The sequence below is a fragment of the Bradyrhizobium erythrophlei genome (assembly GCF_900129505.1).
GTDB classification, from domain to species: Bacteria; Pseudomonadota; Alphaproteobacteria; order Rhizobiales; family Xanthobacteraceae; genus Bradyrhizobium; species Bradyrhizobium erythrophlei_D.
Genome location: NZ_LT670818.1, coordinates 3,857,543 through 3,882,640, shown reverse-complemented (window position 1 = coordinate 3,882,640; position 25,098 = coordinate 3,857,543). Strand labels below are relative to the sequence as shown.

The window sequence follows — 25,098 nt, the reverse complement described above, 5'->3', positions numbered from 1 at the left end:
ATGTCATGGGATAAAAAATTCGACGAACCAATCCCACTGCCCAAGGGCAAGCCACTGCTCACCCTCCGCGACGCCGCGCTCTACATCACCAAGCTGCCCAAGGCAGAGCACAACGCCGCTGAATGGCAAGCCGCGATGGAGGCGTTGCTTCTTGTTGCGGAGCACGACGGGCCGACAATGTTTGCGCGGATCGGCGTCATGCGAGCGTTGAACCGGCAGGTGGAGCGCGTGTTTGATCCGGCTCGGAAAGAGAAGCATTGGGGACGGCGGAAGTTGGCGCGGGATCGGTGATTGATCTCATTTTGAAAGTTGCTTGTCTGGGAACAAAGCGGGATCGAGATTGTGAAGATCGGTAACACAGATCAGACCGTCAATCGCTAGGTCAATTACGGGATAGGAACCATCCTTCGGATATCCGTCGCCTCGATTAGCCGATATCAACGTCTTTAACATCGGCCAAAGCGAAGCCACGTAGCTAATTGGGGATGCGTTCACGTCGCTCTGCTGCAAGCTCGCGCAAATTAAGCCACAGACTGCACCTGCCTCGTCGATAACCAAGCCTCCACTCATACCGGGATCAAAACGCGCTTCAATTTCAAAACAGGGGAATGGAAGCATGACAGAGTCTCGCCCGGACGAATAAACCTCTCTAATCTTGCCTATCGAAGTCGTGGGGCGGTCGTTTAGCTCGATGTGGTGCTGTCCGTCGCCTTCCGTCACCCTGACATGGGATTCGCGATAGCCGAAAGCAACCACTGTTTCCCCTATCGGGGGCGGTAGAACACGTAGGCGCGGTTGCTTCCATTCGATTTTCTGATCGGGTAAACTAGTTCGATCAAGACCTAGATGAAGTATGACAACGTCGGTGGCGCAAGGCCACGCTGCAAAAACTTTCCAAGTGCGATAGATGGGTCCGGGCAACACTTGCCAAAGTTTCAATTCGAACGAATCGATTTCGATTAGTTTGTCATCCTTTTGCAAAGCACCGTACTTTCGCAAGGCATGTTCCAAAACGTGATTTGCGGTTATTGCAAGGTGGCCTGAAATCAGAGTCGCCGTCCCTACGACTTCAAACTGCCAATCGTTGCGCTCAACGATCACCCGCAGAGCAATTTCTGAAATAGGCGAGTCAGGGCGCTCGTCACGAAAAGCTGGTGTTGCAGGCAAGTTATGAACTGTCGACATACCATCCCCCGACTCCGGAAGCGCAACTATTTCTTCCGCACCCCGTTTCAACCTCGCCGTCATCCCAAGCGATGGTGACTTAACTCCAAGACGTTCAATGGCCAATTAATTCTCAACCTTACTCAGATCGTGACGCTCTCTTGCATCTCTTATTGCTCTTTCGGCCCGAGCAAAAAGGTCGTCGGCATTTGGGGCCACTAAGGTTCTCGTGATCATCTCTTCCAGAGCTTCACGCGCGATGACCAGTACTTCTAGCTTTTCAGCCTGCTCAATATCGGCGCGTATCTCGCTGAGGGGTCGGGACGTAATGATGACAGGAAGTACCTTCAAATGACCTTGATTCGACGCGTGGAGATTTTTCCTTACGGTCTCAGCTCGCGAAATGAGTAGTGGAAGCTTGTTGTCGGCTCTGAGCAAGCCTGTTGTACATTCTACCACTGCAAAGTGGCCGCTGGGACTCACGAATATCAAATCTGCAGCATCTTGAGTTTTATCGGTTCCGCCTAGATGCGCGACACTGAAACCCAATATCCAAAATAGCCACGCGACGCCACTTTCTAGATCGCGTGCGTTTCTTCCACGTCCTGCGGCTTTGTTTATGAAGTCTTGCAGAACGGAAAGTTGATCGTCAAATGTTTGATAAACGGTTCGACGCGCATTTTGAGCGGTAGTTGGATCAGTGATCCACCAATGGTTTTGTGTATTCGAATCATAATTGGCAAAACAGTGAACGACGGCAGCAAGCGGAACGTCTATCTGCGCTCTACCGATCTGCATTCCATTTGCAGAGTGCCAATCCATCCGCTCTCCCAACAATATTGAGCGAGCAATGACCTTGCCTTGACTAAACACTCTATACCCAACAGAAGCGCTTTTTGTCGACAATGTAGATGCCAATCTCACACCTATCGAAGCGACTGTCCCCGATACTGTCGAACTTTCCTCGATTCCCATAACAGTGGTTGCGATGATTTCAACGCTTATTACATCGCCAAACAGCGCGCCAAGTCCGTATTCCGTCAAGAGATCATTCAATCCGTCGTAGGGCGTTGACGCGCCTCTAAGCTCCCAGTCAAGATTGGGTTGCTGATTTTGAACGGTTTGTTCGGCGCCCCCTATCCGAACGACATTCACCCGGCTCTGTGACTGTGTCGCCGACGGATGAACTGGGGTGTAGAGGACGGAATGATGGCCGCTCCCTGCTACTGGAAAAGTCAACGTCCCGCGAGGAGTGTTTAGATTTCCGGAAATGAGCGCGTCGACCAATTGCCTATAGTCCATCTCCAGTTCGGAAAGATGAAAATGACCACCTCGCACATTCTCCGACTCGAAGTGCGTGTACGGAATCTTAGAATTGACCGTATTCAGCCAAAGTGCACCTTGAACCAGAACGAAATCCGCACCTTGCCTGACGGCAACATACGTAAAGCTGTTCGTTTGATAACCGCTCTCCCAAGGCGATATCGCCTGGTAGAACTCATCAAGCTTGGCGCGTGCAAATTCGTGCAAAGGCATTGGCCAACAGTCCCTCTTTATTCGCCAAGAGTCTTCGGATAAGCGAGACGTTCGGATGGCGGGATATCGTTCATCATCCGCGCTCATATTCGTCGGCACCCGCTCAACTTGCGCTAGTCCCTTGTTGTTGCTTCTACCACTTTTCTCCGACGCCTGTCGCGCAGGTTGTGTGTGTCGATCTCAGCTACAAAATCTCACAGGTTGTGTAGTGATTTTGGCTACACCTTAGGTGTTGACGGCTACATGCAAGACGTGCGGTGATGTTCGCGGGGCGGGTCACCCGACTCGTTCCATGAAAGGGACTGCATATGAGCGGGGCTATTCAGACTGGCGCATACGTTCGCACACCGGAAGGTATCGGCTACATTTTCCGCAAGGACGGTGACAAATTTCAGGTCGTCTCAATGGAACGAGACGAAGAACGCGATTACCCGGCCGGTGAAATGACACGGTGGTCACCCTCACCCGGTGACCGAGTTATTGAAGCCGATACCGAAGGTGGCATAGCGGGAGATATTGTGAGTGCCAGCGGATGTGCTTCGCTTGTGAAGTGGGATGGATTTATCGACCCTCAGACTTGGGCCAACGCCAGTCTTGAGCCTTATTGCCACAACTAACGAGACTAAAGACAACCAGGCCGCTCGTGCGATTTAGCACGGGCGGTTTTTTCATGCCGTCCTACCGAACTAGGAAACAAGAATGCTCACTGCTAGCCCGGCCCGACAACCGATGGCGGAATCTTCGATTCGCTTAACGAAGTGCAAACACCAAACACCAACAAGCCAACCTGCCGCCCAATTCCGGGCGGCGTTTTTATTATGGGGACGGGGAAATGAAAGCGCGACTCAACGGGGTTTCTGCTAAGAATGGAATGAAACCGGCCAATGACAACAACAAGAAACAGGGCACGGTCAGACGACTCGACCCGTCCGACGAACGAAGCCCCGATCATCCTTGCCATAAAAAACAATGGCTCGAATTAGCAAGGGTACTTGGTCGATTAGAAGCCCGCGAAGAATACGCCATGATCCACAACAACGATGAAAGATAAGACCGATGGCAAAGCCGAAAATCGTAGCCGCATCTAGGGCCGTTCTTTATGCGCGGTTTTCGAGTGATATGCAGAAAGATCGATCCATCACCGATCAATTCGCGGTTTGCGAAAAGTATGCGCAACGTGAACGTCTCACTGTGGTCCATCGATTTTCAGACAAGGCGAAATCTGGTGCGTCAATGTTGGACCGCGACGGCTTGCGCGACCTGATGGCCGCAACGAAGCGAAAAGAATTCGATGTTCTAGTGGTTGAAGCCACTGACCGCTTATCACGTAACCAAGCTGACCTGCCGTGGATTTTCCAGCATCTGCAATTTCATGGCGTGAAGATTATTACACCTGCCAACGGCGAAGTGTCCGAAATGCAGATCGCTTTCGATGGCATCAGCAATCCCGGCTACAGCAAAAAATTAGCCGAACGTGTCAAGCGGGGTCATGATGGCATTGCGCGTGAAGGATTGGTCGCCGGTGCCCTCGCCTATGGTTATGATTTGGTCAAACATGAACCGGGGGAGCGCGTCATCAATCCCGTCGAAGCCAAGATTGTGGTTCGTATTTTCACAGAGTACGTCAACGGAAAATCGCCACGTCAAATAGCGGACGGACTCTCGCTTGATAAAATACCTTCACCATCAGGTGCCGAGCGGTGGAATTTTCAGAGCATTGTCGGTGGTGAACATAAGCGCGGACTTATTCACAATCGGCTCTACATCGGCGAATATGTGAAAAACCGGTTCACCAACATCAAAAATCCGGAAACCGGAAAAGTCATCACGCGTAAAGCCGACGATGACGATTTGATAACGGCACAAGTTCCTCATCTTCGTATCATCGATCAAAAATTATGGGATGCTGCCCATGCACTCCGCAAGGCACGCGGAAACAAAATCCATGTGGCAAGCGGTCAGTCTGAAAGGGCAGTTGTGCCGCGTAAATTGCATCTCTTGTCTGGATTGCTGCGGTGTGGCGAATGCAATGGTCAAATGTCGATCACGGCGTCATCCCGGAATGGACAACGTATCGGGTGTTCGGCTTCCTACAACTCCCGATCTTGTAAACATAGCAAAAGCTATGACCTTGGAAAGCTGACGAAGCTGGCGGTCGATAGCATGTGTTCGCATTTGGTTGACCCTGAATTTCTCAAAGAGAAGGCACGGGAAAAGACTCTCGAATTTGCACGGCTCGAAAGGGAAAACAGCGGAGCACGGCAAACAGCCGTTAGACAATTTGACCGTCTCAATATTCAGATTGCAAAACTGGTAAGGACGCTTGACGAGGAAGATGACATGCCAAGAGAGTTGTTGGCGTCGCTCAAGGCCAAAGAGATTGAACGAAAGGGCCTAGAGGAACGCATTCGTTTGCTCGGTGCTGAAAGCAACGTCACGACCTTACACCCTAACGTCATCAAGGCATTTGGTAAGAACATCGAAACCTTGCATGAAAAACTCAAGCGTAACTCCGATGATCCTGAGTGCCGCATGGCGTTCGGGAATATTATTGACAGCATTATCGTCCATCCGACCGAGAATGCTAAACCTTACGACATAAGCTTATATGCAAGACTTTCGGCTGTTATGGGAGATTTCAACCTTTTTCCAACCCCTCGTTCAAACGAAGAAATCGTTGCAGCAGAGGGACTTCCGCGTATCGGTACAGGCGGGACCGCTTCATTACGCCCACCATTATCAAGACCTTCTACTGGCTGGTGATCGCGTTGATCGTGTTGTTCGGCCTCCGCGGCATCTTTGTCGGCCTGGCAGAGATGGCCATCAGCCCGTTCGGCGGGTTCATCCTGCTGCTGTCATCGATCGCCAGCGTGGTCGTCAGCGTGGTGTTTTCGCGCATCGCCGCGGAATTCATCCTGATCGTGTTTCGCATCAACGAGCATCTCGGCGCCATCCGCGATCAGGGCCAGATGCGTTAATTGTTGAACCGGAAATGCATGACGTCGCCATCGGCGACGACATATTCCTTGCCTTCCAGCCGCAGCTTGCCGGCGTCGCGCGCGCCGGCCTCGCCGCCGAGCCCGACATAGTCGGCATAGGCGATGGTCTCGGCGCGGATGAAGCCTTTTTCGAAATCGGTGTGAATGACGCCGGCGGCGGCCGGCGCCTTGGTACCTCGGTGGATGGTCCAGGCCCGCGCCTCCTTCGGCCCGACCGTGAAATAGGTGATGAGGTCGAGCAACTGGTAGCCGGCGCGGATCAGGCGGTCGAGCCCGGCCTCTTCCAGCCCCAGCGTTTCCAGAAACTCGGTGCGCTCCTCGCGCGACAGCGTCGCGATCTCCGATTCGATCTTGGCGGAGATGGTCACCGCGACCGCGCCTTCCTTCTTGGCGTATTCGGCCACGGCTTCCGAAAACTTGTTGCCCTTGGCGGCGGACGCTTCCTCGACATTGCAGACATACAGCACGGGCTTGGAGGTCAGGAGACCCAGCATGCCGAAGGCGCGCTCCTCCTCGGGCTTGCGCTCGAGGAATCGCGCCGGCCTGCCCTCGCGCAGCAGCACCAGCGCGCGGTTGACGAGGTCGAGCTGCTCCTTGGCTTCCTTGTCGCTGCCCTTTGCCTTCTTGGCGAGATTGTCGACGCGCTTCTCGAGGCTGTCGAGATCGGCGAGCATCAGCTCGGTCTCGATGGTCTCGATATCGGCGAGCGGCGCGATCTTGCCTTCGACATGGGTGATGTCGGAATCCTCAAAGCAGCGTACCACATGGGCGACCGCGTCGACCTCGCGGATGGTGGCGAGAAACTGGTTGCCGAGCCCTTCGCCCTTGGACGCGCCGCGCACCAACCCCGCGATGTCGACAAACGTCAGCCGGGTCGGAATGATCTGCGCCGACCTGCCGGCCTCGGCGAGCTTGTCGAGCCTGGGATCGGGCACCGCGACCTCGCCGACATTCGGCTCGATGGTGCAGAACGGATAATTGGCCGCCTGCGCAGCTGCCGTCTCCGTCAGCGCGTTGAACAGCGTCGATTTGCCGACATTGGGCAATCCGACGATACCGCATTTGAATCCCATGATGAGTCCTGAAACCTGTTGGTCACGACCGGAAGCGCGTTACGGAGCGCCGCCATCTTCCTTGTCGAAAAATCCCTTGGCTTGCATCGCCAGATGCACCTTGTTCTGGAACGTCGAATCGCGGGCGCTGGCGAGCAGTCCGGCGTTGTCGGCGACCGCTTCGCAGAGCGCCTCCACCCACGGCATGTCGCTCTTGGCGAAATCCGACAACACGTGTCCGTGCACCAGTTCCTTGATGCCGGGGTGACCGATCCCGAGCCGCACCCGGCGATAGTCGTTGCCGATATGCGAGGAGATCGAACGCAGGCCGTTGTGGCCGGCGATGCCGCCGCCGACTTTGACGCGCACCTTGCCCGGCGGCAGTTCGAGCTCATCCTGAAACACGGTGATCTCGCCTGCGCTGAGCTTGAAGAAATTCGCGGCTTCCTGAACCGCGCGCCCGGACTCGTTCATGAAGGTCGTCGGCCGCAGCAGCACGACCTTCTCATGATCGAGCGTACCTTCCGACGTCTCGCCCTGAAAGCGGCGGCGCCACGGTGAAAAACCGTGACGCCGCGCAATTCCATCGACGGCCATGAAGCCGATATTGTGCCGGTTATGCGCGTATTTCGCGCCGGGATTGCCGAGCCCAACAAAGAGTCGCATGACGCGGCATCCCGCGCTCGATTACTTCTTCTTGTCGCCACCGCCGGCAGGCGCCTTGGCGCCGGCCGCAGGCGCCTTCGCACCAGCCGCAGGAGCCGCACCCGCCGCGGGCGCGGCAGCGCCAGCCGCTGGAGCCGCGCCAGGCGCAGCCGCAGCACCAGCCGCCGGCGTACCGGCCGCCGCAGCAGCCGCAGCCGCCTTCTGCTCTTCGGCGTAGCCCGACGGCGGCACGATGGTCACAAGCGTCACGTCTTCACGCGACAGCGACTTCACGCCGGCCGGCAATTTGATGTCGGACAGATGCAGCGAGTGGCTGATCTCCAGTCCGCCCACGTCAGCCTCGACATATTGCGGAATGTTATCGACCGAGCATTCCAGGTCGATGGTGTGGGTGACGATGTTCACCGTTCCGCCGCGCTTCACACCGGGCGCACTTTCCGCATTCTGGATGCGCAGGGGAACGCTGACGCGGATGGTCGCGCCTTCGCCGAGCCGCATGAAATCGACATGGATCGGGAAATCGCGCACCGCATCGAGATGGAAGTCGCGTGGAATCACCCGATGCTTCTTGCCCTCGAGATCGATATCGTAAATCGTGGTCAGGAACCGGCCGGCCAGAATGCGCTGGCGCAGTTCGGCATCGTCGACCGAAATGGTCACGGGGGGCTGGTTGTTGCCATAGATCACTCCGGGCACTCTCCCGGCGCGACGCTCTGCCCGTGCGGCCCCCTTGCCGCTCTTCGGACGTGCGGTCGCCTTCAATTCCTTGACGGTCGCCATCTCTCTAAGTCCTTGTTTTCTAAAAAGTTAAAGGCCGCATCGCGGCCCGGTTGCACTCCACAGCAAGCCTCCAGGGGTGCGGGGGCTGCGGACGTGGCGGCGTTCTAGCCCCAAAGGCCGGAAATGACAAGGAAATCCGGGGATTTTTCTGCACCCCGGGGCCCGAGCGGGCGCCGGGCGGACCGGGTTTGGCCCGCCAGGCTAGGCTCTCTTTCGGGACTTTGGCGGATGGATAGTTCTGCCCTCGATGAGCATCGTGACGAATTTCTCGATGCGTGCCACCCGGGTCTCGGCCTTTTTAGCGCTGCCGATCCGGTAAAGGATCGCGTAGCGATTGGTGCTGTCGAGCGTTTCGAAGAAGCTTCCTGCTTCCTTGTTTCTCGCAAGGGCAGCACGGAGATCGTCCGGCACCTGCGCCGTGCTTTGCGGCGCATAGGCGGCGTCCCAGCGGCCGTCCTTCTTACGCGTTCGATTTCGTTCGATCCGGGAGGCTTCATGCGCCTCAACTTGACGAGCTCAAGCGCCCGGGTTCGGTTTTTCTCCGACCATTTGCTGGTGGATTGACGCGGCGTGAAGCGGATCAGCCAGTAATCGTCGTCGAAACTGTCGAGCTGGCCGTCGATCCAGCCATGACAAAGCGCCGTATCAATCGCCTCCGGCTTTGAGACGCTGGCTATCCCGGATGATTTCTTGGCCAGTTTGAGCCACAGACCGTTCGAATCCGCCGGCTGCGACGTCAGCCACGAATCCCAAGCCTGCTGCGATTTAAAAGCAACAACCGGCAGATCGCGCTTGGCTTTTGCCATCTGAGCCAGTGGACGTCAGCCGCCCGTCTTCGGGCTGCCGACATCCGGCGCCGAGAGCGAAATGCCGAGCTTGACTTCCAGCACCGCGATCCGCGCCTTCAGCGTCTCGTTTTCCTCGCGGGCCAGCCGCGCCATGTCCTTGACCGCCTCGAACTCCTCGCGCTTGACGATGTCGAGGTCGCGCAGGATTTTTTCGGCCTGGTTGCGGACCACCGCATCGACCTCGCGCTTGACGCCCTGGGCGGCGCCGGCGGCGTCGTTCATCAGACGCCCGATCTCGTCGAAAAAACGATTGTTGGTCTGGGTCATCTCTGATTGATCTCCGGTCGGCTGCGCACAGGTTGTTCCATCAGACAATGGCGATCCGGACGGCGCAGTTCAAGGCTGATCTGGCCGCCTGACACGGCCTGTTGCCTTGTCAATGTCCTGGTTTCCTTGCAATCGTATCGATTGCCAGAGCCAAAAAAATCGCAAAACCGACAAGCGAGCAGAAGCGCCCCATGATCGACCAGCAAATCGAAATTCCGACCAAGGACGGCCATACCACCACCTTCATCACGCATCCCGAACGCGGCGGGCCGTTTCCCGTCATCATCTTCTACATGGACGCGCCGGCGATCCGTGAGGAACTGCGCGACATGGCGCGCCGGCTCGGCACCTCGGGTTATTACGTGATGCTGCCGAATCTGTATTACCGGTCCGGTGTCATGGAATTGGGACCGATACCGCCGGACCCGGACGCGCCTGAACGCAAGCAGATGTTCGGCTACATGAACTCCATTAACATTCCCCTGGTCATGGAGGACACCGCCGCACTGCTCGCCTATGCCGACAAGCAGCCGGCCGCGAACGCGGAGATCGTCGGCACGGTCGGCTACTGCATGAGCGGACGATACGCCGTCAACGCCGCGACGCATTTCCCGGACCGGGTCAAGGCCGCGGCATCGATCTACGGCACGCACCTGGCCACCGACCAGCCCGACAGCCCGCATCTGGCCGCAAGCAAGACCAGGGCCGAGCTTTACTTCGGCTGCGCCGAAACCGATATCTACGCGCCGCAGGAGATCATCGACAAAGTCACGGCATCGATGAAGGGCGCCAACGCCGAAATCGAGATCTATCCCGGCACCCATCACGGTTTTGCGTTTCCGAAGCGGCCGATCTACGACCGCGACGCCGCCGAGCGGCATTGGGAGCGGCTGCTGGTGCTTTATCGCCGCAATCTTTCCAAGTAAGTCTTTTTCCAAGTAAGCCGCAGGCCCAATGCCCTTCCTCACCATCGCCTTTCCGGTGTTCGACCCGATCGCCATCTCGATCGGACCGTTCGCAATCCGCTGGTACGCGCTGGCCTATATCGGCGGCATCGTGCTGGGCTGGGTCTACGCGCGCTCGCTGATCAAGAACGAAAGATTGTGGGGCGGGCCGGCGCCGATCACGCTGCCGCAGATGGACGATTTCATTCTCTGGGTCACGCTCGGCATCATCCTCGGCGGGCGCACCGGCTACGTGCTGTTCTACAATCTGCCGTTCTTCGTCGCGCATCCGGCCGAAATTTTCGAGCTCTGGAAGGGCGGCATGTCCTTCCACGGCGGCTTTCTCGGCTGCGTCGCCGCCGTGATCCTGTTTTGCCGCAAGAACGACATCCCGATAATGTCGCTCGGCGACATCACCACCGCGGTCGGGCCGATCGGTCTGTTCCTCGGCCGCCTCGCCAATTTCATCAACAGCGAGTTGTGGGGCCGGCCGGCGGATGCCAGCGTGCCCTGGGCGATGGTGTTTCCCAATGGCGGGCCGCTGCCGCGTCATCCGAGCCAGCTTTACGAGGCGGGCCTCGAGGGCATCGTGCTGTTTACGATTCTGGCCGTGATGATCCGTTTCGGTGCCCTGAAGCGGCCGGGGCTTATCCTCGGCAGTTTCATCATGTTCTACGGCCTTGCGCGTATCACCGGCGAATTCTTCCGGGAGCCCGACGCGCAGCTCGGATTTTTGTGGGGCGGATTGACCATGGGCATGCTGTTGTCGGTGCCGATGGTTATTGCGGGGGCCATCATTATTGTGCTGGCATGGCGCTCGCCGAAGCGCCAACAGACCCCAGCCGAAAGCAGGCCGTGACCGAATCTTCGCCGCTGCAATCCGAGATCAGGAAGTTGATCAAGACTTCCGGGCCGATGCCGGTCTGGCGCTACATGGAGCTGTGCCTGACGCATCCGCAATTCGGCTATTACGTCTCGCGCGATCCGCTGGGACGCGAGGGCGATTTCACCACCGCGCCCGAAATCAGCCAGATGTTCGGCGAATTGCTGGGGCTGTGGGCGGCCTCGGTCTGGAAGGCGATCGGCTCGCCGTCGCTGTTGCGGCTGATCGAACTCGGACCCGGCCGCGGCACCATGATGGCGGATGCGCTGCGCGCGTTGCGGGTTCTGCCGCCGCTCTATCAGTCGCTCAGCGTCCATCTGGTCGAGATCAATCCGGTGCTGCGCGAAAAGCAGAAATCGACGCTGTCGGGCGTGCGCAATATCGCCTGGCATGACACCATCGACGACATTCCCGACGGACCCGCGGTCATCTTCGCCAATGAATATTTCGACGTGCTGCCGATCCACCAGATGGTGCGGGGCGAGAGCGGATGGCACGAACGCACCGTCGAGATCGACGCCGGCGGCAAGCTGGTGTTCGGTTCGGCCAGCGAGCCGACCCCGCGCTTCGAGGTGCTGATGCCGCCGCTGGTGCGCGCCGCTCCCGAGGGGGCCGTGTTCGAATGGCGGCCCGACGCCGAGATCATGAAAATCGCCAGCCGGGTGCGCGATCAGGACGGTGCGGCGCTGATCATCGATTACGGCCATCTCCGCAGCGACGCCGGCGATACCTTTCAGGCCATCGCGCGGCACAGTTTCGCCGATCCCCTGAAAAATCCCGGCCAGGCCGACGTCACCGCCCATGTCGATTTCGAGGCGCTGGCGTGTGCCGCCGAGGATATCGGCGCGCGCGTCCACGGCCCGGTGACGCAGGGCGAATTCCTCAAACGGCTCGGCGTCGAAACCCGCGCGGTGACCCTGATGGCCAAGGCCAGCCACGAGGTTTCCGAGGATATTTCCAGCGCGCTGAAACGGCTGATCGGCGGCGGCCGCGGCGGCATGGGGTCGATGTTCAAGGTGCTCGCGGTCTCCGAACCCCACCTCACTTCGCTGGCGGGATTCGAGGACGGGCAGCCGGACGAAGCGGCGGAACGGCCGTGACGCTCGCTTCGCCGCTGCTCTCGGCCATTCCCGGCCTGCGCCACGCTTTCTTCACCCGCGATGGCGGCGTGTCCGGCGGCCTTTACGCCAGCCTCAACGGCGGCACCGGCTCCAGCGACGATCCCGGCAAGGTCGCGGAAAACCGCCGAAGGATGGCGGAACAGATCGGCGTCACACCCGAGAATTTTCTCACCGTGTGGCAGATCCATTCGCCCGACGCGGTGGTGGCGGCAGGTCCCTGGGAGGGCCAGCGGCCGCGCGCCGACGCCATCGTCACCCGCACCGAAGGGCTCGCCATCGGCGCGACCGCAGCCGATTGCGGGCCGATCCTGTTCGTCGATCCGAGCGCGCGCGTGATCGGGGCTGCGCATGCCGGCTGGAAGGGCGCGTTGACGGGCATTGTGGAATCCACCGTCGCGGCGATGGAAAAACTCGGCGCCGAGCGCAGCGGCATCGTCGCCGCCATCGGCCCCCTGATCCGCCAGCACTCCTATGAAGTCGGCGGCGAATTCGTCGAACGCTTCCTCGAGGCCGATGCCGAGAACGCCATGTTCTTTCTTCCGGCCACCCGCGAGGGCCACGCCATGTTCGATCTCGCCGGCTTCATCCGGATGCGGCTGGAAAACGCCGGTGTCCTGATGATCGACGATATCGGCGTCGACACCTATTCCGACGAGCGCTTTTACAGCTACCGCCGCTCGGTGCACCGCAACGAGCCGGACTACGGCCGCCACGTTCACGCCATCGCGCTGGCCAGCGAATAGCACAATTGGACTTTTGCGTTCGCCGCCATAATCCCTGCCCTAGACCTTAACGCATTTTAACGATATCGCTCTTGGCGTGATGAGGGACACGTCAGTAATTTTGTTTCGGGCCGCGACAGCCTGCCGGACCATACCGCGTGCGGCCGTGGCCGCCATGCTGCTCGCGATCGCTTCCGCGCTCGGCGGCTGCGCTGGCGGTGGCGTGGCGAGCGATTCTTTTGCGATGGCCAGCACCGGCGCGGGCCCCACCGTCACCTTCGAATCGATCGATGGACCGCCACCGCAGGTGTTCGACCGCATGGTCGGCGTGCTCGACAGCGAATCGAAGCTGCGCAGCCTCTCGATCGTCTCGCGCGAAGGTGGCGCCGCCTACCGTGTGAAGAGCTACCTCTCTGCCCAGGTCGATCACGGCCGCACCGTCATCGCCTGGGTCTGGGACGTCTATGACCGCGACCAGCAGCGCGCACTTCGCCTTTCCGGCCAAGAATCGGCCGGCAAGGCCGGGCGCGACGCCTGGACCGCGGCCGACGACCTGGTGTTGCGCAAGATCGCGCAGGCGGGCTTCAGCGGCCTCAGCGCCATGATCAACGGAACCGCCCCGACGGATACCCCCTCGCCGGCCCCGGTCCCCGACAAACGCGGCCCCGCCGTCGCCAGCGCCGACGACCCGCCCTCGCCTGCCTCGGGCCAATTCAGCGTCAGCGCGCTCGGCTACACCACCCATTAGCCAATCAAGGCATGGCTGCCATTTTTGCCTGGGAAAACCGAGCCTATGGGTTGCCAGCCGAGCTAACTCCTTGATATCACCACGCCGTCAACTTGCCGGTCTCGTGGGTATCCCAATATGCTGAATATTGTCTCCAGCAAGGCGCGGGGAGAAGCAACGATGTCGGCCAAGAATGGCTCCATCAAGCTCGTCGCCGGTAATTCCAACCCGGCGCTGGCGCAGGCCATCGCCAACGGATTGGCCCTGCCGCTGACCAAGGCCGTGGTCCGGCGCTTCGCCGACATGGAAATCTTCGTCGAGATCCAGGAAAACGTCCGCGGTTCCGATGTCTTCATCATCCAGTCGACGTCGTTTCCGGCCAACGACCACCTGATGGAGCTGTTGATCATCACCGACGCGCTGCGCCGGGCCTCGGCGCGCCGCATCACCGCGGTGGTGCCCTATTTCGGCTATGCCCGGCAGGACCGCAAGGTCGGCTCGCGCGCGCCGATCTCCGCCAAGCTGGTCGCCAACATGATCACGCATGCCGGCGTCGACCGCGTCATGACGCTCGACCTGCATGCCGCGCAGATCCAGGGCTTCTTCGACATTCCGACCGACAATCTCTTCGCCTCGCCGGTGATGGCGCGCGACATCAAGGAACGCTTCGACCTCGGCAACGTCCTGGTGGTGTCGCCCGATGTCGGCGGCGTGGTGCGCGCGCGCGGGCTGGCCAAACGCATCAACACCCCGCTCGCCATCATCGACAAGCGCCGCGAACGCGCCGGCGAATCCGAAGTGATGAACGTGATCGGCGACTGCGCCGGCTTCACCTGCATCCTGATCGACGACATCGTGGATTCCGGCGGCACGCTGGTGAACGCCGCCGAAGCGCTGCTCGCCAATGGCGCCAAGGATGTCTACGCCTATATCAGCCACGGCGTGCTGTCCGGCGGCGCCGCCGCCCGCATCATCGGCTCGAGGCTGAAAGAGCTCGTGATCACCGACTCGATCCTGCCGACCGAAGCCGTGCAAAAGGCAAAGAACATCCGCACGCTGTCGATCGCGCCGCTGATCGCCGAAGCCATCGCCCGCACCGCGTCGGAAGAGTCGGTGTCGAGTTTATTCGACTGAGGCGACACGCCTCTCTCCGCATGATCGTGAGCTAACACGGCGCGCGAACGTGCGCTGCACGAGCAGTCGTCATACCCCGCGGAAGCGGTATCCAGTACGCCGCGGCGATTCGGCTCAATCACTGGCGTCTCTGGGATACTGGATCGCCCGCCGGAGCCTGTCATCGGGCGGCGCGACGCGCCGACCCGTTGGCGGGCGATGACGATTGTGGTGTGTGCGTTCGCACGCCATTGATTTCATGGATTCAATTTCAAACAACGTCAGCCACACCTTCGCGATCTCGCCGCATGTTTCGCGCGAGGTTTGGCCTGCTCGTTCCGCCCTCTCGTATCGGAGGGCGCAGGGAATGCCGGGCGCCCGATGCGCCCGATAGCCGCGTGTGCAGCGGTAGAAAGTAAAAAGCACACGCGTTAGTCAGGTCACACCGGAATCGCCCGGCATTCCCCGCGCAATGGTTTTAACGGTTTCCTTCGTGCTCTTCCCGGCGATCGGGCTTTCTTGTCACCGTCACCCCTGAGAAGCTTGCTTCTCACGAGCTTGACGCCAGCGTCGAGGCGTCAGAACCACACGACTTCACCGTCCGCCCCAGGCGCCCTCGTCTCAGGCGCCATCCGCGTCCACCGCATCCTGTCCCGCGTTCGTGACGATCTCGAGCCGCCCCTCTGTGGGACAGGACGGGGAAGGCTATAACGTGATTTGCTTCTTCTGAAAATCAGAATATTTTTGCGAATGGGGCTGGACAGGCGATTCACTGATTTGCCCGTCGGGCGGCCACAAAGGACCCGCCAGCAGCGCATCGGTGCCGAGCGGTTCGAGGCCGGATGGCGCAGCGGAGCCGGCGGCTTTCGACGCGGCGGACCATCGATTGAATGAAATCGGCAGACTATTTCGTCTCAGGTCAATTGGTGTTACGGATCATCATTGGATTTGGGAGATTTAACATGAGCGAACGGATTAACCGGGCCTGCTCTTTTAATCGACTTTTTCTCGGCGCGTTTCTTGTGAGCTGCCTTTTTTCGGTAGAACCTCTGCAAGCTGGACCGGATGACGATGCGAATACGGCAAAAAGTCTGGCGGACATGCTCCGTGCCGCGCGCCAGGTGATTTCCAGCAATCAGACCCGCATCAACGATCCCAATCTCGGCGACAAAGGACTAACCGGACAGGTGGTGCTGCAGCAGGCTGTCGAGATCTTCAAGAAGACCACGGGAACGGATCCCGCGAGTATCGACCCGGCGTCGCGTCTCGGCAGGCTCATGCATGCCCAGATGGACGCCATCGTCGAAGCCACCGATGCCAATCAGGCAACCATCAATGCGAAGGGTGTTGGGTTCAAAGCCTTTATCCCGGCGGTCTTTGCCCGGCTGGTCAACGAGTCATTTGAAAGCCACGCCAAGAGCGAGGCGCAAATCAAGGTAACGGCTCCCGAACAGCTTGTAAGGAACCGGAAGTCGCGGCCCGACCCGTGGGAAAGCGAAGTTATCCGTGGCAAGCTCCTTCAGGCGGACTGGCCGCGCGGGCAGGCCTATGCAGCCGAAGTGGATACAAAGGGGCGGCCGGCGTACCGGATGATGATGCCGGAATATTATGCGGGCTCGTGCCTGAGTTGTCACGGATCGCCGAAAGGCGAAACCGATATTACCGGCTACCCCAAGGAGGGTGGCAAGGAAGGCGATCTCGGCGCGATCATCAGCGTCACGCTCTTCAAGCAGTAGCCGGCAATGTGGCGGTTTCCCCGATCATCGTGCGAAGGCTGCGGCCGCCCTCCCGGCCGCGGCCGAGGATGGGTCGCAACGTCCGCCGCCGGGGCTCGCGAGTGATGTCCCGGCTCACCATTCGCGCCAGGCTCATCATATTGTCGGGCGTGCTGCTGTGCATGCTGATCGCGACCAATCTATATCTGATGCGAACGCTTGCAAAGAACTCGACTGCCGTCGCAACCGAAACTGAACTGAGCGGCGTCATCGAGTCGGCGAACGGCGCCCGCATTGCGTTCGGTGAAATGCGCTATTGGCTCACCGATCTGGCGGTGAGCCTGCTTACCCCTTCGGAGCGCAGCGCTGCGGCGGCACGCAGCCGCATGGACGATTACCTTGACCGGCTGGCGCTGCGTAAACCCAAGCTTGTGGCGGAGATTCGCACCGAGCGCGACGAATTCGAGAAGTCCGCGAACGATGCCGTGGATCGGTACACCAACGACCAGCGCGTCATCGGCAATTCGCTGCTGGCACAGGCTCGCCAGCACAGTGTCAGGGTCGACGAACTCCTGACTTCGCTCATCAACGAGTTGCGCGGCGAGCTTACGGCCGAGCGAGACGGAATCGTCAGCGACGTGACTGCGGTGACGAACAGAACACTGATCGCCGATCTTTTCATCCTGGCTTTGGGCTTTGCACTAACATTCATCATTCTGCGTTCGATCGCCGTCCCGCTTCACCGCCTTGTGGGCGCAATCGACGGCCTCAGCGCCGGCGATCTGTCGGTACCGATCCCTTCCGCGGGGTCTGATGAGATCGGCGCCATGGCGCGCACCCTCGCCCTTTTTCGGGATAGCTTGAGGGAACGCGACCGCTTCGCGGCCGAAGCCGAGACGCAGCGAAAAACCATAGCCGCCGCGATCGCGACCATCTCCGAAGGCTTCGTGCTGTACGATTCCGAGGACCGGATCGTTCTGTTCAACGAGCAGTTCCGCGCCATTTACCCGGGCCTTGTCGACATCATCAGGCAAGGAACGACCTTCGGAGAATTGCTTGAGGCCGTGGTCTCGCGTTCGCTGGTCGACCTTGGCAGCCAGAGTCCGCAGGACTGGATCGCCGAGCGGCTGGCGCGGCGCGAGCATTCAGGCGGGTTTGCCGAATACCGGTATGGTGGCCGTTACATTCGCATCAGCGAGCGCCGTATTCTGGGTGGCGGAACCGTCGCGGTCTACTCCGACATTACCGAGCTGCGGCAGCACAACCTCGAACTCGAGCAGGCGCGCGAGTTGTCGGAAGTCGCCAATCGAACCAAGAGCCAGTTCCTGGCCAATATGAGCCACGAACTGCGGACCCCGCTCAATGCCATCATTGGTTACAGCGAGATCCTGCAGGAAGACGCGGCCGACGGCGGCCAGGAGCAGCTCGTACCCGACCTCAAGAAAATCGAAGGTGCCGGACGTCATCTGCTGGGGCTGATCAATGACATCCTCGACCTTTCCAAGGTCGAAGCCGGCAAGATGGAAGTATTCATCGAGGAGATCGACATTTCGTCCCTTCTCGAAGAGGTGGGAGCGATCATAAGGCCCCTGGTGGCCAAAACCGGCAACACCCTCGAGCTTCGCGTGGCAAAAGACATCGGCAGCATGCGCACCGACCGCACCAAGGTGAAGCAGTGCCTCCTCAATGTCCTCAGCAACGCCAGCAAATTTACCCAGAACGGGAAACTGACGCTCGCAATTGAACGTACGGATCGAGCGATGATCCGGATGACGATCTCGGATACGGGCATCGGCATGAGCCCGGAGCAGCTTGGCCGCCTGTTTCAAGCCTTCAGCCAGGCCGATGCGTCGACCACCAAGAAATTCGGCGGGACCGGCCTCGGTCTTGCCATCACGCGGCATTTCTGCCGGTTGTTGGGCGGCGACATCTCGGTTGCGAGCCGGGTCGGAGAAGGTTCGACCTTCACCATCGTCATTCCCGATCAGGCGGCCGGCCCGCCGCAGATAGAGGCGGCAAACGAGCCAGCAGTGGAGCAATCCCCCACCCCGCATGAGGACCCCGCGTCCGTCACGGTGCTCATCGTCGACGACGATGCCGCTTCGAGGGATTTGCTGACGACAAGTCTCAGGCGCGAGGGCTACCGCACCGTCCAGGCGCGCGGCGGCGACGAGGCGCTCGAACTTGCCCTCAAACTGCGGCCGGACGCGATCACGCTCGACGTTTTAATGCCGAAAACCGATGGTTGGGCCGTGCTGGGAGCCCTCAAGGCCCACCCCGAACTTCGCGATATCCCGGTCGTCATGGTCACGGTGGCGCCGGATCGGGGCATTGGTCTATCGCTGGGCGCGGCCGAAGTCATGACCAAGCCGGTCGATCGCGCGGAACTCACCTCGCTGCTGCGCCATCTCCTGTCTCGAGACGGCCCTATCCTGCTTGTCGAGGATGACTTGGCGACCCGCGAAACCGTGCGTAGTACAATCGAGAGGATGGGTCTAACAGTGGCAGAGGTGACCAATGGACGGTTGGCGCTGTCCTGGCTCGCGGAAAATCCGCCACCGGCATTGATCCTGCTCGACTTGATGATGCCGGAGATGGATGGTTTCGAGTTCCTCGATACGTTCAACAGTCACACTGCTTGGCGGCATGTCCCGGTGGTGGTTATCACCGCCAAGCAGTTGACCGTGGCCGAACGAGGCCTGCTGGCGGTGCGTACCATTATCGAAAAAGGCGATTCAATCGACAGGGATATTGCAACAGCGATTAGCAAAGCAGTGGGCCGGCGTCCGGCGCGCGCCGATACCGAGATGTAATTGTCAAGCGATGACGTGATGGTGATTTGATGGCGAAGATTTTACTGGTTGAAGACAATGAAATGAATCGCGACATGCTTTCGCGCCGCCTGCTCCGCAAGGGATATGAAGTTGTGATGGCAGTGGATGGCGAGCAAGCCGTCGCCATGGCTCAAAGTGAAAAGCCAGATCTGATTCTGATGGACATGAGCTTGCCGGTCATCGACGGCTGGGAGGCGACGCGGCGCGTCAAGGCGGCTGAAACGTCTTCTCGTATTCCCATCATTGCGCTTACGGCACATGCCATGTCGGGTGATCGCGACAGAGCGCTCGGCGCCGGATGCGACGACTACGACACCAAGCCGATTGAAATGCCGCGGCTGCTCGAAAAGATCGACGCGCTGCTGGCGCGCCATTAGGGAAAACCATGTTGGTTCAGAACGAACGTGACTGATCCCGACCAGCGCCTCGAGCGTGCGCGCGCTGCCTTCCTGCGCCAGGAATTCGCGGCCCCCATTGCTACCATTCTGGAATTGACCGAAATCCTGATCGAGGACGCCCGCCGCAGCGAGGACAAGTCGCTGGTCTCGGACCTTGAACGCGTCCATTCGGCCGGCCTTTTGCTCCGGGAACAGCTCGGTCAGCTGGTGAACTTGGCTACGCAAGCTTCGTCGGGAGCTGGAAACAACAATTCTGCGGCCCTCAGGACCACGCTCCGACATGAACTTCGGACGCCCCTCAACGCCGTCAAGGGCTACAGCGAATTGATCATGGAGGACGCCCGCGAAAGCGGTCGCGAAGATCTGCTTGGCGATATCGCGAGGATTGTGGCCGCCGCCGACCAACTGCTCGGGCAAATCGACAATCTGATTGGCTCGACGGCTACGGGAAATCCGGGGCCTTCCGGCACAGCTCCATCGGCCGAGGCATCTCGCGATCTGGTCGGCGAGATTATGCGGTCGATTCAGCCGATCACATCCAAGCACATGCCCAATCTACTGTCGGGTCGGATCCTCGTGGTCGATGACACGGAGGCCAATCGCGAACTGCTTTCACGCAGGCTTCGGCGCCAAGGGCATGCCGTCGATACGGCTGACGGCGGCAGATCGGCTCTGGAGGCAGTGGCCAAATCCCAATTCGACCTCGTCCTGCTCGATCTGATGATGCCGGATATAAATGGATTGGAGGTGCTGAAACGGCTTAAAGCTCATCCAGTTGACCAGCATATTCCGGTCATGATGATCTCGGCGCTGGACGAGATCGACAGCATCGTTCGTTGCATCGAGGCGGGAGCCGAAGATTACATTCCGAAGCCTTTCGATCCCGTGCTGCTCGGCGCGCGCATTGGAGCGTCGCTGGAGCGAAAGCGGCTACGCGATCGCGAACTGGCTTTCATCGACGAGTTGCGGGTCGAGAAGGGCAAGACCGAAGCGCTGTTGCTGAACATTCTGCCAGAAACGATCGTGAACCGCATCCGAAAGGGCGACGTTGCGATCGCCGACAGCTTTGCCGATGCGACCATCCTGTTCGCCGATCTGGTGGATTTCACCACCCTTGCCGGCAGATGTTCGCCGGCGCGCATCGTCGACCTCCTGAACAGCTTGTTTTCGTCTTTCGATGCTTTGGCAAAGGAGCTTAAGCTGGAAAAAATCAAAACGGTCGGCGACGCCTACATGGTTGCGGGCGGAATACCGGAAGAACGTCCCGGTCACGCGCACGCCATCGCCGATATGGCGCTCGGCATGATCGATGCGGTGCGCGATACCGGCAAACGATTCGGCGAAACGCTCGAAGCGCGGATAGGAATCCATTCTGGGGAAGTGGTGGCGGGCCTGATCGGCCAGCACAGGTCGATCTATGACGTATGGGGCGACACCGTGAACACCGCAAGCCGCCTGGAGTCTTCCGGGTTGCCCAGTCGCATTCAGATTTCGGAGACAACGTATCAAAAAATCAGGGATACATTTCATTGCGAATTGCGCGGGCCGGTGGCTTTGAAAGGTAAGGGCGAGATGCTGACTTATTTCCTGGGCGGACGCGTCAAGGGGGCGTAGCGCCGGTGCGGAAACGCCGATGGTCGTTCTCGCGCAAGGACGAGCCTGCCTTATTTAGCCAAGTGTCAGCGCGCTCGGACCCGACCGCCGGATGCAGCCGCTGAAAACGCGCCCCGCCCCGGCGTTGCATGGAAAGCACGATGAAGCGCTTTGCCTCCCGCGCGCGGCAGAGACTCCTTGACACTTAAAATAACTTTTGATGGTGTTGACCGGTTGGGCATGCCGGTCGGCAAGAAGGATTCCTCATGGCGCGGGAGCACTCCGACAGGATCGCGCTTTTCATCGACGGGCCGAATCTCTACGCGACCGCCAAGACCCTGGGTTTCGATGTCGACTACAAGCGGCTGCTCAGGGAATTCCAGAGCCGCGGCACCCTGTTGCGCGCGTTCTACTATACGGCCGTCATTGAAGATCAGGAATATTCGTCGATCCGTCCGCTGATCGACTGGCTGGACTACAATGGCTACACCGTCGTCACCAAGGCGACCAAGGAATTCGTCGACTCCAGCGGCCGTCGCAAGGTCAAGGGCAACATGGATATCGAGCTTGCGGTCGACGCCATGGAGCTCGCCGGGCATGTCGACCAGATCGTGCTGTTTTCCGGCGACGGCGATTTCCGCTCGCTGGTGGAAGCGGTGCAGCGCCGCGGCGTGCGGGTCACCGTGGTCTCGACCATTTCCAGCCAGCCGCCGATGATCGCCGACGAGTTGCGGCGCCAGGCCGACGTCTTCACCGATCTGATGGAGCTGAAATCGAAGCTCGGCCGCGATCCGTCCCAGCGTCCGGCTGCCCGAGAGCCCGGGGTCCCGCGCAACGATCCGCTGTGACGGCGCCCGGATCGGTCAGGCGGGCCGACGCTGCGCAAATGGGTCGTCGTTCGCGATGCCAGCTTCGAGTCAGCGCTGGTCCTCGCGGAGCCTGTCCACGTCTCCATGAAACCGGCTACCCGCCCCGAAGGCGGGCTGCTCGCAACCGTCGTGTTTCAATCCGCGTAACAGGACGTTGACCCGCTGGATGGGGCTGTTGAACACAGTCTGCGCAATCCAGGCGACCATGCCGGAATACCGAATGTCGATAACGGCTGCCTGATGCTCCGAGGGAGCCCATGCGCGCAGTTCTCCGTCAACGACCTCCAGGACCTCGAAGCCGGGAAAAACCCTGTCGTAGGCCTCCGCCCCAAGGACAAGGTTGAGTTTCGCTTCAATCGCCAATTGGCCGATTTCGGTGGGACGGAACGAAGTCATGCAGTCTCCCCAGACGCAGTGCCAACGATAGGTACGCGCAGCGGACAAAAGGTTCAGCACGGACGTATGCGACCGGCGCGGGGAATAAAGCGCACCGGGAGCCCCGCGCTGCAACGGCGCAGCACGGCAACGACTGTGTGGCTTTCGATGCAATCCCCGCGGGAGCCGGCGCGTCGTAACGACCGCAGGCGGAACGGCTCACGATGTGCGGGGCTTTGCCAGAAAGCGCGCGATCGCGCGGCCGAGGTCGGCACTATCGAGGGGCTGTTGCAGCGAAGCCTTGGCCGTCGCGACCAATGTTTCGGGAGCGCTGTCCTGGCCGGCTTTCTCGCAACAAATATGAGCGAAGGCCGCGGTGAATTCGGGATGTGGCTGCACCGACAGAACAGCGCCGTTGGCATAGACAAGTCCCGCATGCGGCGTAAACGCCGAATGCAGAATCGTCGTTGCGCCGGCCGGTGGCTCGATGACCTGGTCCTGATGCGAACAGGCGATCGCGATCTTCTCTCCGTCGATCACACCGTTATCGGGCACGACGTGATAGACGTGGCGCCCGATCCCCCAGCCCCTCTCCGATTTGCGCACCGTTCCGCCAAGCGCCTGAGCGATCAATTGATGGCCAAAGCAGATTCCAGCCATTGGAACTCTCGCCTGATACGCCGCGCGCACAAAACGCTCGAGCGGCGCGATCCAGTCGAGATCGTCGTAGACGCCGGCGGACGATCCCGTGATCAGGATGGCTTCCAGCCCGGCTGGATCGGGCAGCGCTTCTCCGTCAACAAGGCGAACCGTCGCAAAGCTCGCCGAGGCATCCGCCTGACTGATCATCCGCTCAAACATCTGCGGAAAAGAGCCATGCCGCGCGCGACGCTCGGGTGAAACGAGACCGGTTTCGACGATCGTGATTTTCGGCATCAGGATTTTTTCCGCGACAGAGGTGCGGGCGAACCAGCGGAATAAGCATCGATTCATCCCGCCTGACAAGGGGCCTGTGTTGAGGGGTAATTTGCGATATCGTGCATGCCGTCAGTGGGAGGAACATCGATGCAATTGCGGGTCTTTGGGCGCACCGGAATGCGGCTCTCGGTGCTGGGCTTCGGCTGCGGCGCGGTGGGTGGCTTCATGATGCGCGGCGATCCCGCCGAGCAGGAGCGTGTCATCGCACGCGCAATCGCCGCCGGCGTGAACTACTTCGACACCGCGGTGCAGTACGGCAACGGTGAGTCGGAAAGCAACCTTGGCCGTATTCTGCAAAAGCTGAAGCCGGCCAACATTGCCGTCGGCACCAAGGTGCGGTTGCCGCCCGGCGATTACGGCCGCATCGCCGATGCCGTCGCGATGTCGCTCGAAGGCAGCCTGGCGCGTTTGGGGCTCGAGCGGGTCGACATCTTTCACCTGCACAATCCGATTACCGGAACAGGCGGCGGAAATGCGCTGAGCGTCCGGCAGGTGCTCGACGACGTGGTGCCGGCCTTCGACCGCCTGCGTCAGCAGGGCAAGCTTCGTTTTCTCGGGATGACGGCGGTCGGCGACACGGCGGCACTGAATCAGGTGATCGATGCCCGCGTCTTCGACAGCGCCCAAATCGTCTACAACATGCTCAATCCATCGGCGGGCGAGGAATTGCCGGCGAACTATCCGGCACAGGATTATGGACGAATGTTCGATCACACCAGGACCGCGGGCGTCGGGGTCGTCGGCATCCGCGTGCTGGCCGGCGGCGCGTTGTCGGGCTCGGCCGAGCGTCACCCGATCGCGGGTCCGGCGCCCGAGCCGATCGGTTCGGCCATGAGCTACGAGGCCGATGTCGATCGCGCGCGCCGCCTGATGCCGCTGGTCAAGGAGGGGTTCGCCGCCAGCCTGACCGAAGCCGCCACGCGGTTTGCACTGTCTCACCCGGCGATGGGCACCATCCTGGTCGGCATGGCGACGCCGCAACAGTTCGAGGACGCGCTCGCCGCGGTCCAGAAAGGTCCGTTGCCGCAAGCCGCGCTCGACCGGCTCTCCGCGCTGCGGCAGCCGTTCTCCGGCGAACCCCGCTGACCGCCTACGGCTTCGTCCCGCGCTGCCCGCGGCGCCGCCGGCGCGCGCCTTCGATCAATCATAATCCGAGATGATTTCGAGCGAGAAAAAGCGTTGGAAATCAAGCCAGGCCGGGCCCACCTTCAGGTCATCGATAGGACGGGTCGGCAGACGACGCATAAACGAAGGAACATCGCCATGTCCGGAATCAACAGCAGAGTTACCGCATTTGCAATCATCGGTCTGTCGCTCGGCTTCGCCACGATGGGCGCCGCCCCTGCCCTAGCCCACACTGGGCGGACGCAGCTTTCGCCGCGCACGACGGTGCAGCGCCACGTCGCCGCGTGGAGGACCGGCCAGAACGCGCAGTTCGCGCCGCGTGTCGACGCCGCGTCCTGTGCCCTGCCGTCGGATGGCTGCTACGACAACGAGCGCATCACCAACTGAAA

At 60.2% G+C, this 25,098-nt stretch carries 27 protein-coding genes; 18 read left to right on the top strand and 9 right to left on the bottom strand.

Features of this window, described 5'->3' with window-relative positions:
* The gene (locus B5525_RS17925; protein WP_079567200.1) at positions 1-291 is read left to right on the top strand and encodes a hypothetical protein; all 291 of its coding nucleotides are present in this window, start codon (positions 1-3) and stop codon (positions 289-291) included.
* A gap of 6 nt (positions 292-297) precedes the next feature.
* Here B5525_RS17925 and B5525_RS17920 read toward each other — a convergent pair whose 3' ends face one another.
* Entirely contained in the window at positions 298-1,290 is a 993-nt protein-coding gene (locus B5525_RS17920) for a S1 family peptidase (protein ID WP_154073286.1), read from the bottom strand.
* Complete coding sequence (locus tag B5525_RS17915; RefSeq protein ID WP_079567198.1) at positions 1,291-2,700, bottom strand: hypothetical protein; 1,410 nt, start codon at positions 2,698-2,700, stop codon at positions 1,291-1,293. It abuts the gene before it with no gap.
* A gap of 308 nt (positions 2,701-3,008) precedes the next feature.
* Between B5525_RS17915 and B5525_RS44010 the strand changes: the two genes are divergently transcribed.
* The 4 genes from B5525_RS44010 (at position 3,009) to B5525_RS17905 (ending at position 5,678) form a co-directional block, all read left to right on the top strand.
* Positions 3,009-3,317 carry a hypothetical protein gene (locus B5525_RS44010; RefSeq protein ID WP_154073285.1) on the top strand — a complete coding sequence of 103 codons (309 nt, stop codon included), beginning with the start codon at positions 3,009-3,011 and terminating at the stop codon, positions 3,315-3,317.
* A 215-nt stretch (positions 3,318-3,532) separates the two neighbouring features.
* A complete protein-coding gene (locus B5525_RS44005) occupies positions 3,533-3,751 on the top strand; it encodes a hypothetical protein (RefSeq protein ID WP_154073284.1) in 219 nt (72 codons plus the stop codon).
* A gap of 5 nt (positions 3,752-3,756) precedes the next feature.
* Positions 3,757-5,463, top strand: coding sequence for a recombinase family protein (locus B5525_RS17910; protein WP_079567197.1), 1,707 nt, complete (start codon positions 3,757-3,759; stop codon positions 5,461-5,463).
* Positions 5,424-5,678 (top strand): DUF4282 domain-containing protein, encoded by a 255-nt coding sequence (locus tag B5525_RS17905; RefSeq protein WP_079567196.1) that lies wholly within the window; start codon positions 5,424-5,426, stop codon positions 5,676-5,678. Before B5525_RS17910 ends, B5525_RS17905 begins: the two co-directional genes overlap by 40 nt.
* Here the strand turns inward: B5525_RS17905 and ychF are convergent.
* The 5 genes from ychF to B5525_RS17880 all read right to left on the bottom strand — a co-directional run bounded on the left by ychF (position 5,675) and on the right by B5525_RS17880 (position 9,312).
* Positions 5,675-6,772, bottom strand: a complete 1,098-nt coding sequence (gene ychF, locus B5525_RS17900) for a redox-regulated ATPase YchF (RefSeq protein WP_079567195.1) — start codon at positions 6,770-6,772, stop codon at positions 5,675-5,677. The two genes, B5525_RS17905 and ychF, sit on opposite strands and share 4 nt — an antisense overlap.
* Positions 6,773-6,811: 39 nt before the next feature.
* On the bottom strand, positions 6,812-7,417 hold the full coding sequence (gene pth / locus B5525_RS17895; RefSeq protein WP_079567194.1) for an aminoacyl-tRNA hydrolase: 606 nt from the start codon (positions 7,415-7,417) through the stop codon (positions 6,812-6,814).
* 21 nt (positions 7,418-7,438) lie between these two features.
* A complete protein-coding gene (locus B5525_RS17890; protein ID WP_079567193.1) occupies positions 7,439-8,197 on the bottom strand; it encodes a 50S ribosomal protein L25/general stress protein Ctc in 759 nt (252 codons plus the stop codon).
* A gap of 201 nt (positions 8,198-8,398) precedes the next feature.
* A complete protein-coding gene (locus tag B5525_RS46350; protein WP_244567935.1) occupies positions 8,399-8,608 on the bottom strand; it encodes a YdeI/OmpD-associated family protein in 210 nt (69 codons plus the stop codon).
* A gap of 410 nt (positions 8,609-9,018) precedes the next feature.
* A complete protein-coding gene (locus B5525_RS17880; RefSeq protein ID WP_079567192.1) occupies positions 9,019-9,312 on the bottom strand; it encodes an accessory factor UbiK family protein in 294 nt (97 codons plus the stop codon).
* A gap of 191 nt (positions 9,313-9,503) precedes the next feature.
* Between B5525_RS17880 and B5525_RS17875 the strand changes: the two genes are divergently transcribed.
* The 11 genes from B5525_RS17875 (at position 9,504) to B5525_RS17825 (ending at position 22,210) form a co-directional block, all read left to right on the top strand.
* On the top strand, positions 9,504-10,238 hold the full coding sequence (locus B5525_RS17875) for a dienelactone hydrolase family protein (protein WP_079567191.1): 735 nt from the start codon (positions 9,504-9,506) through the stop codon (positions 10,236-10,238).
* A 28-nt stretch (positions 10,239-10,266) separates the two neighbouring features.
* A complete protein-coding gene (gene lgt / locus B5525_RS17870; protein WP_079567190.1) occupies positions 10,267-11,115 on the top strand; it encodes a prolipoprotein diacylglyceryl transferase in 849 nt (282 codons plus the stop codon).
* Between the two features lie 56 nt (positions 11,116-11,171).
* A complete protein-coding gene (locus tag B5525_RS17865; protein WP_425305315.1) occupies positions 11,172-12,239 on the top strand; it encodes a class I SAM-dependent methyltransferase in 1,068 nt (355 codons plus the stop codon).
* The gene (pgeF, locus tag B5525_RS17860; protein WP_079567189.1) at positions 12,236-13,003 is read left to right on the top strand and encodes a peptidoglycan editing factor PgeF; all 768 of its coding nucleotides are present in this window, start codon (positions 12,236-12,238) and stop codon (positions 13,001-13,003) included. Before B5525_RS17865 ends, pgeF begins: the two co-directional genes overlap by 4 nt.
* A 79-nt stretch (positions 13,004-13,082) precedes the next feature.
* A complete protein-coding gene (locus B5525_RS17855) occupies positions 13,083-13,730 on the top strand; it encodes a hypothetical protein (RefSeq protein ID WP_079567188.1) in 648 nt (215 codons plus the stop codon).
* Positions 13,731-13,889: 159 nt separating this feature from the next.
* Entirely contained in the window at positions 13,890-14,843 is a 954-nt protein-coding gene (locus B5525_RS17850) for a ribose-phosphate pyrophosphokinase (RefSeq protein WP_079573493.1), read from the top strand.
* A gap of 941 nt (positions 14,844-15,784) precedes the next feature.
* The gene (locus tag B5525_RS17845; protein ID WP_079567187.1) at positions 15,785-16,558 is read left to right on the top strand and encodes a Tll0287-like domain-containing protein; all 774 of its coding nucleotides are present in this window, start codon (positions 15,785-15,787) and stop codon (positions 16,556-16,558) included.
* A 104-nt stretch (positions 16,559-16,662) separates the two neighbouring features.
* Positions 16,663-19,350: a response regulator gene (locus tag B5525_RS17840; protein WP_172899909.1), complete on the top strand. Its 2,688-nt coding sequence runs from the start codon at positions 16,663-16,665 to the stop codon at positions 19,348-19,350.
* Positions 19,351-19,379: 29 nt separating this feature from the next.
* Positions 19,380-19,748 carry a response regulator gene (locus tag B5525_RS17835; RefSeq protein WP_079567185.1) on the top strand — a complete coding sequence of 123 codons (369 nt, stop codon included), beginning with the start codon at positions 19,380-19,382 and terminating at the stop codon, positions 19,746-19,748.
* 114 nt (positions 19,749-19,862) lie between these two features.
* A complete protein-coding gene (locus tag B5525_RS17830; RefSeq protein ID WP_172899908.1) occupies positions 19,863-21,383 on the top strand; it encodes an adenylate/guanylate cyclase domain-containing protein in 1,521 nt (506 codons plus the stop codon).
* 245 nt (positions 21,384-21,628) lie between these two features.
* Positions 21,629-22,210, top strand: a complete 582-nt coding sequence (locus B5525_RS17825) for an NYN domain-containing protein (protein WP_079567183.1) — start codon at positions 21,629-21,631, stop codon at positions 22,208-22,210.
* A gap of 69 nt (positions 22,211-22,279) precedes the next feature.
* Here the strand turns inward: B5525_RS17825 and B5525_RS17820 are convergent, their stop codons facing one another.
* Both B5525_RS17820 and B5525_RS17815 read right to left on the bottom strand, forming a co-directional pair.
* The gene (locus B5525_RS17820) at positions 22,280-22,627 is read right to left on the bottom strand and encodes a hypothetical protein (protein ID WP_079567182.1); all 348 of its coding nucleotides are present in this window, start codon (positions 22,625-22,627) and stop codon (positions 22,280-22,282) included.
* A gap of 198 nt (positions 22,628-22,825) precedes the next feature.
* Positions 22,826-23,542, bottom strand: coding sequence for a type 1 glutamine amidotransferase (locus B5525_RS17815; protein ID WP_079573491.1), 717 nt, complete (start codon positions 23,540-23,542; stop codon positions 22,826-22,828).
* Positions 23,543-23,671: 129 nt separating this feature from the next.
* Here B5525_RS17815 and B5525_RS17810 point away from each other — a divergent pair, with 129 nt between their 5' ends.
* Both B5525_RS17810 and B5525_RS17805 read left to right on the top strand, forming a co-directional pair.
* Entirely contained in the window at positions 23,672-24,670 is a 999-nt protein-coding gene (locus B5525_RS17810; RefSeq protein ID WP_172899907.1) for an aldo/keto reductase, read from the top strand.
* A gap of 177 nt (positions 24,671-24,847) precedes the next feature.
* The gene (locus B5525_RS17805) at positions 24,848-25,096 is read left to right on the top strand and encodes a hypothetical protein (RefSeq protein WP_079567180.1); all 249 of its coding nucleotides are present in this window, start codon (positions 24,848-24,850) and stop codon (positions 25,094-25,096) included.
* Positions 25,097-25,098 lie beyond the last annotated feature (2 nt).